The sequence below is a fragment of the Bacillota bacterium genome (genome assembly GCA_040754675.1).
Taxonomy (GTDB): domain Bacteria; phylum Bacillota; class Limnochordia; order Limnochordales; family Geochordaceae; genus Geochorda.
Genome location: JBFMCJ010000631.1, coordinates 1 through 2244, shown reverse-complemented (window position 1 = coordinate 2244; position 2244 = coordinate 1). Strand labels below are relative to the sequence as shown.

At 67.4% G+C, this 2244-nt stretch carries 2 protein-coding genes; both read right to left on the bottom strand.

Going from position 1 to position 2244, the window contains the following annotated elements; genetic code table 11:
- Positions 1-1252, bottom strand: a 1252-nt coding sequence (locus AB1609_21830; GenBank protein MEW6049075.1) for an HlyD family efflux transporter periplasmic adaptor subunit, incomplete at its 3' end; no start/stop codon positions are given.
- 4 nt (positions 1253-1256) lie between these two features.
- Positions 1257-2015, bottom strand: a complete 759-nt coding sequence (locus tag AB1609_21825) for an ABC transporter ATP-binding protein (GenBank protein MEW6049074.1) — start codon at positions 2013-2015, stop codon at positions 1257-1259.
- Positions 2016-2244 lie beyond the last annotated feature (229 nt).

The following is a 2244-nucleotide window of genomic DNA, read 5'->3' as shown; positions in this document are numbered from 1 at the left end:
GGGCAAATCCACCCTCGGTTTGCCCCATCATGTCGACCTGGAGCACTTTGGCGGTCCAACTCTTGCCCGGCATGGCCTCCACGGTGATGGTGGCCTCCTGGCCCTCCTTGACGTGCACCACGTCCAGCTCGTCGATCATGACGTGCAGGTTCATCTTGCTGTTGTCGAAGACGGTGCCGATGCCCTGCCCCGCCTGTACCTTCATGCCGGGGTTACCCCAGATCCAGGCCACCCTGCCCGCGGTGGGTGCCCTGATCTCGAGCTTGTTGCGGATCTCTTCCTTCTGGGCAATCTCGAGCTCTTTCTGGCGGATCTTCAACTGCTGCTGCTCGATCCACCGCCGGGTGCTCTCGCCCCCCATGCTGATGATGGGGTCTCCCTTCTGGACCCGCTGCATGTTCTTCACGTGCACGCGGGTCACGGTCCCGGCCGCTGAACTGTACACCACGTCCTCGGCCTTGTACCGGTCGATGGTCTGGGGCTCGCCCACCTCCACGGTGCCCTGGGGCGAGAGTATGCTGAGGCGGTACTTCATCCCCGGCTTGAGCAGGCCCTCGTTCTTGGCCTCGATGGTCACGCGGCACACCAGGTAGTTATCCTTGGGCACGGGCGTGTCGTCCACCACCGTGACCACGCCCTCCACCGGGGTAGCGAATTCCTCGAACCAGAGCTGGGCTTTCTGCCCCACGGCGATGCGCTTGACGTCGCCCGGATTTACCTCCGCCACGGATACCACCGTGGCATCGTCCACGATGCGGGCGACCAGCTTGCCTTCGTCCACTTTATCTCCGTTTTTGAGGGTGAGCTCGGTCACCCGCCCCGAGATGGGCGCGTACACGCCCACGCCCCGGTTGGGATCCACCCTGGTCACCTGCTCGGGTGGCACGCCCAGCACGCTGGCCAACTCAAGACGCAATTGCTCAACCTCGAACATCAGGTTCTGCAGTTCGTAGCCCACCTGGTCGTTACGGAGAGTCGCGACCAGTTGTCCCGCCTCTACCTGCTGGCCCCGCTGCACTTCGATGGAAACCAGGGTGCCGTCCACCGGAGCCACCAAGTCACCCCTGTAGATGGGCTGAAGCTGCCCCACCGCCTCCACGGCCACCCTGAGGTCGCCCCGCTTCACCTTGGCGGTGGCGTACACCGGCCCCGCGGATTCCTCCGGCTTGGGCAGGAGCTTCTTGTAGGCGTAGGTCCCGCCCCCGACCAGGATGAGTGCCACCAGTACCCAACCGATAACCCGGCGCCACATTTCGCTACCCCTCCTGCCCTGATCCGGCACTAAAGTCCGCACACGCGCCTGCCCCCGCGGAACCCCCGCGTACGGGGTGGCCGTCGGGTGGCCCGTCGGACACGATCTGGCCGTCCTGCAGGCGCACGATGCGCCGGCTGTAGCGCGCCATGCGCTCGTCGTGGGTCACCTGCAGAATGGTGATCCCCCGCTCGCGGTTCAGGCGCGAGAACAACTCCATCAACTCTTCCCCGGTCCGGCTGTCGAGGTTACCGGTGGGCTCATCGGCCAGGAGGAGGGCCGGCTGGCCCACCAGGGCGCGGGCGATGGCCACCCGTTGCTGTTGGCCGCCGGACAGCTCGGTGGGACGCCGCCCGGCCTCGGCCTCCAGGCCCACCGCCGCCAGCGCCTCCTCGGCCAGACGCCGCCTCTGCCGGGGCGGCACCCCCCGGTACACCAGGGGCAACTCCACGTTCTGCCGCGCCGTCATGCGGGGCAGCAGGTGAAAGCTCTGGAACACGAACCCCAGCATGCGGTTGCGGATGGCCGCCAGAGCGGCATCCCCCAGGCCGTTCACTTCCCGGCCCCCGAGTATGTAGGAACCGCCGCTGGGATGATCCAGGCAGCCGATGATGTTGAGCAAGGTGGATTTGCCCGACCCGGAGGGACCCATCACCGAGGTGAACTCCCCTTCCTCCACCTCCAGGGTGATCCCCCGCAGGGCCGGCACCTCCACCTTGCCGATGCGGTAACTCTTCCTCACGTCCCTCAAGACCACAAGGATAACGCCCACCCCCTCCCGCTCCCCGGCCCACGCGCTTGTGGCACCAGCACAGGCCCCGGCGTACGCCCGGCATCCGCGCCCTCACGCCCTCACTGCCACTCCGGCAGGCGCGCGGGCGCGACCGGCCGACCGGGTCCGCGCTTCGCAGTTCCCGGTATATGACGCCGATCCCCACCCAAATGTTGCACCGCCCGCCTCGCCCCGCGGCGCCGCAGCCCCCCGCGCCGCC